This window comes from Cytophagia bacterium CHB2 (genome assembly GCA_030263535.1).
Lineage (GTDB): Bacteria > Zhuqueibacterota > Zhuqueibacteria > Zhuqueibacterales > Zhuqueibacteraceae > Coneutiohabitans.
In genome coordinates, this window is the sequence record SZPB01000496.1 from 1 (window position 1) to 3,734 (window position 3,734).

General features: G+C 50.9%; 3 protein-coding genes. All 3 read left to right on the forward strand.

From position 1 onward, the window contains the following. Nucleotides 1–582 precede the first annotated feature (582 nt). The 3 genes from FBQ85_27860 (at nt 583) to FBQ85_27870 (ending at nt 3,665) form a co-directional block, all read left to right on the forward strand. Entirely contained in the window at nt 583–1,626 is a 1,044-nt protein-coding gene (locus FBQ85_27860) for an MBL fold metallo-hydrolase (protein ID MDL1878950.1), read from the forward strand. A gap of 51 nt (nt 1,627–1,677) precedes the next feature. Continuing rightward, nucleotides 1,678–3,054: an amidohydrolase gene (locus FBQ85_27865; GenBank protein ID MDL1878951.1), complete on the forward strand. Its 1,377-nt coding sequence runs from the start codon at nt 1,678–1,680 to the stop codon at nt 3,052–3,054. 239 nt (nt 3,055–3,293) lie between these two features. After that, nucleotides 3,294–3,665, forward strand: a complete 372-nt coding sequence (locus FBQ85_27870; protein MDL1878952.1) for a VOC family protein — start codon at nt 3,294–3,296, stop codon at nt 3,663–3,665. Nucleotides 3,666–3,734: the final 69 nt, after the last annotated feature.

A 3,734-nucleotide genomic window follows, 5' to 3' on the forward strand; every position in this document is an offset into this window, starting at 1 on the left:
AGCACCGATGCGGAAATCGATCTCGCCAATCCCGAGGGGCGTTTGAAATCCGGCATGTTCGTGACGGTCGATGTTTATTACGGCGAAAGCGAGCAAGCCACGTTGGTTCCGTTGAGCGCTTTGTATGAAAACCCCACCACCGGCGGCACCGGCGTTTATGTTTGCCAGGATTCCCTGCGCGGTGAAACCGTAAGCGCGATGACGGACGGGCAAACCGCCGCGCTCACCAATCCGGTTGCGTTTAAATTCGTGCCCGTCGAAGTGATTGCCCAAGGCCGCATGAGCGCCGGCGTTACCGGCATTGCGCCGGACAGTTGGGTGGTAACCATCGGCCACAGTTTGCTCGACACCGAATCCGCCACCGCGCGCGTGCGGCCCGTGCATTGGAGAAGGGTGGAACAACTGCAAAACTTGCAGCGTGATGATTTATTGCAGGAAGTGTTGCAGCGACAGCAAGAGGTGAGGGGAGATTCGACGTTTAGTGAATGATAATCACAAAAAGAATTTTCAACGTTGTGATCATTTGATCAGAAGTAAATAAGTTGGCGGGCGATCAAGATTTGAAACAGGAAAAGTGAAATTATGAAAAGAACGACTCTCTTTTCGGCTATTTTCTGCTCTGCTTCGCTTATTCTGGAGTTACACTTTTACTCTTTGAGGAATAAGAATATGTCAAAATCCATTCTAGTTCTTACTCTCATCCTTTTCGTTTGTGCACTAAGTACCAACGCTTTTGGTCAAGGAGTAGTCGTTAATGAATCCCAAGCGGATGAGACTTTTCGCGTTACACTAATTGGAACGGGAGTCCCCCCTGTGGATCCCAATAGAATGGGTTCTGCTGTTTTGGTCGAAGCGGGAAAACATAAGCTCTTATTCGATGTAGGCAGGGGAGCCAGTATCAATATTAAAAGACATGGACTAAATCTTGCGTCTGTTACCAGGGTGTTTTTGACTCACCTGCATGGAGATCATGTCACCGGATTGCCTGATTTTTGGTTGTCGAGCTACCATCGTAATAATGGGAAAAGAGCTGAACCTTTGCCAATTACAGGGCCAGTTGGTGTGGCGTATATGGTATCGAATTTGGAAGTTGCTTATAGAGATGTTATGAAATCATGGCTTTCTTATGCTAAACCAGGCTTCGACGTGACAGAGATTTCAGCCGAGGGCGCTGTATTCGAAGAAGATGATTTACGTGTTACAGCCTTTAAAGTTAATCACGGTACTGATCCAGCCTATGGCTACAAGATCGATTACAAAGGGCGTTCAACAGTAATATCAGGAGATACCGGCTATTCTGAAAATCTAATTCAATATTCTAAAGGAACTGACCTGCTCATTCATGGGATATTTGATTTTGAACCGACAGATAGCAACGAGATCACGATTAGCAAGGCTACTTTAGAACGCTTGAAAGTGGTACACACTGTCCCGGAAGATGCTGCCAAAGTATTCAATGCTGTCGCCCCGAAGATGGCGGTAGCTTATCACCTATCACCTGCTTTGGATTCGGAACGTCTGAATAAGAAAATAACAGGCATTTACTCAGGAGTTTTTATTATCGGAGAGGATTTGATGACATTTGAGATCGGGGATGGTGTTAGACTTGTTCAGGGCGCACAGTAGTAATCCGTGTATAATAAGCGGCCGCTGAGCCGCAGCGTTCGGCGGCTTCGCTTGCAAAAAACAGAGATGGCTATGAGAAACCCGACAACTTTGAGACATCGCTTGGCTGCGAATCTTTCATTCCTGCTGCTGTGCCTGATGTTACCCTCTTCACTCAAGACGCAGACTGCTGACCCCGCGCTCGTTGCCGAAATAGCTAAAATCAAAGCCATAGATCATCACGCTCATCCTTTACGTGTCGTTCGCGACGGGGAACCGGCTGATAATGAGTACGATGCCCTCGCCCTCGAAGAGATGGAGCCTTTCCCCAATCCGGTGCGGATTCGTCCTGGCAACCCCGAATACATCGGGGCGTGGCACGCACTCTACGGCTATGCACACAACGACATGGCCGAAACGCATGTCCGCGAGATGCTCGAAATCAAAAAGCGTGTCATGCGCGAGCAGGGCGATTCGTACCCGATGTGGGTGCTAGACCGCCTTGGTATAGAAATAATGTTTGCTAACCGTGTGGCGATGGGGCGCGGACTCGTCGCACCGCGCTTCCGGTGGGTCTCGATAGTTGATCCCCTGCTGTTCCCTCTAAGCAATGAAGCCGCGCGGCGTGAGAATCCTGATTACCGCTCCTTTTACGCGGCTGAAGAGAAGTTGCTGAGGCGCTATTTGGCAGACTCTAAAGTGAGCAGTTTACCTCAGACTTTGGAGGAATATCTGAGCAAAGTCGTCACCCCTACGCTTGAGCGGCAGAAGCGTGACGGCGCAATTGCCGTTAAATTTGAGGTCGCATACTTGCGCTCCACCGATTTCGCCCATGTGCCTCTGGCGGCGGCGAAACGAGTGTATGCGCGCTTCATCAGAGTCGGCGAGCCGCCGCTGGCCGAGTATAAACAGCTTCAGGATTTCCTTTTTCGCTACCTCGCGCAAGAATGTGGGCGATTAGGGCTTCCCGTCCACATACACATCACTGATGGAGCGGGTAGTTATTACGACATCCGCAATGCAAATCCGTCCATGCTCGATCCTGTGTTCAACGACCCCGCCTTGAGGGGAACGAATTTCGTGATCATTCATGGTGGCTGGCCTTACACGAAAGTGACGGCGGCATATTTCGGCAAGCCCAATGTCTATGCAGACTTTTCCGCGCTGACGTTTCTGCTTTACCCGCGCGCGTTGAGTGAGATATTACGCGATTGGCTGGAATTCTATCCCGAAAGGGTACTGTTCGGCACGGACGCCTTTCCGGCTACGCCGGAAATGAATTGGGAAGAGACGGGATGGTTGTCAGTGACTACCGGACGCCAAGCCCTAGCGATTGCGTTGTCTGAAATGATGAACGACGGTGAAATCACTCGCGAGCGGGCGTTGGAGTTAGCGCGCATGGTTTTACGCGAGAATGCCATCAAGCTTTACAACCTCCAAACTCAATGAAACGAGAGTTCATTTGTTTCTACGACGCGCCGCTAGACATTAAAAAAGTTTACCGTGACCCCGGAGTTCCCATGCGAAGAAGATCATTTCTCTATTTTGCCGCAACCTCAGCAGGCGCAGCCAGCCTTTCGCTCGCCGGCTTTGGAAATCATACCGGCGCTACGCCAGCAAAAAGCAAAAATCCCGTCACCGACGACGACAAACAATCTTCTGAATCATCACAAATAAGGGAGCAAGACATGCAACTCGGCGCGTTTTCCATCAGCTTGGCCGTTAAGAATCTCGAAGCTTCACGGGCGTTCTACGAAAAATTTGGCTTCAAGCGCTTTGCCGGAGACCCCGCACAGAACTGGTTGATCATGAAAAACGGCGATCATGTCATCGGCCTGTTTCAAGGCATGTTCGAGAAGAATATTCTGACCTTCAATCCCGGCTGGGACCAAAACGCTCAGAAGTTGGCCTCGTTCACCGATGTGCGCGAACTGCAGCGGAGGTTGAAGGCGCAGGGTGTGGAGCTGCAGCAGGAGGCGGATGAGAGTACGGTCGGGCCGGCGAGTTTCGTTGCCGTGGATCCGGATGGGAACACGATTCTTGTTGATCAGCATGTGTGAAGGACCGCTTCAGAGTCGAGGAAGCCATATGGCGAAATCGATCAACGGGTCGGTGGGACGCGGCGGCGG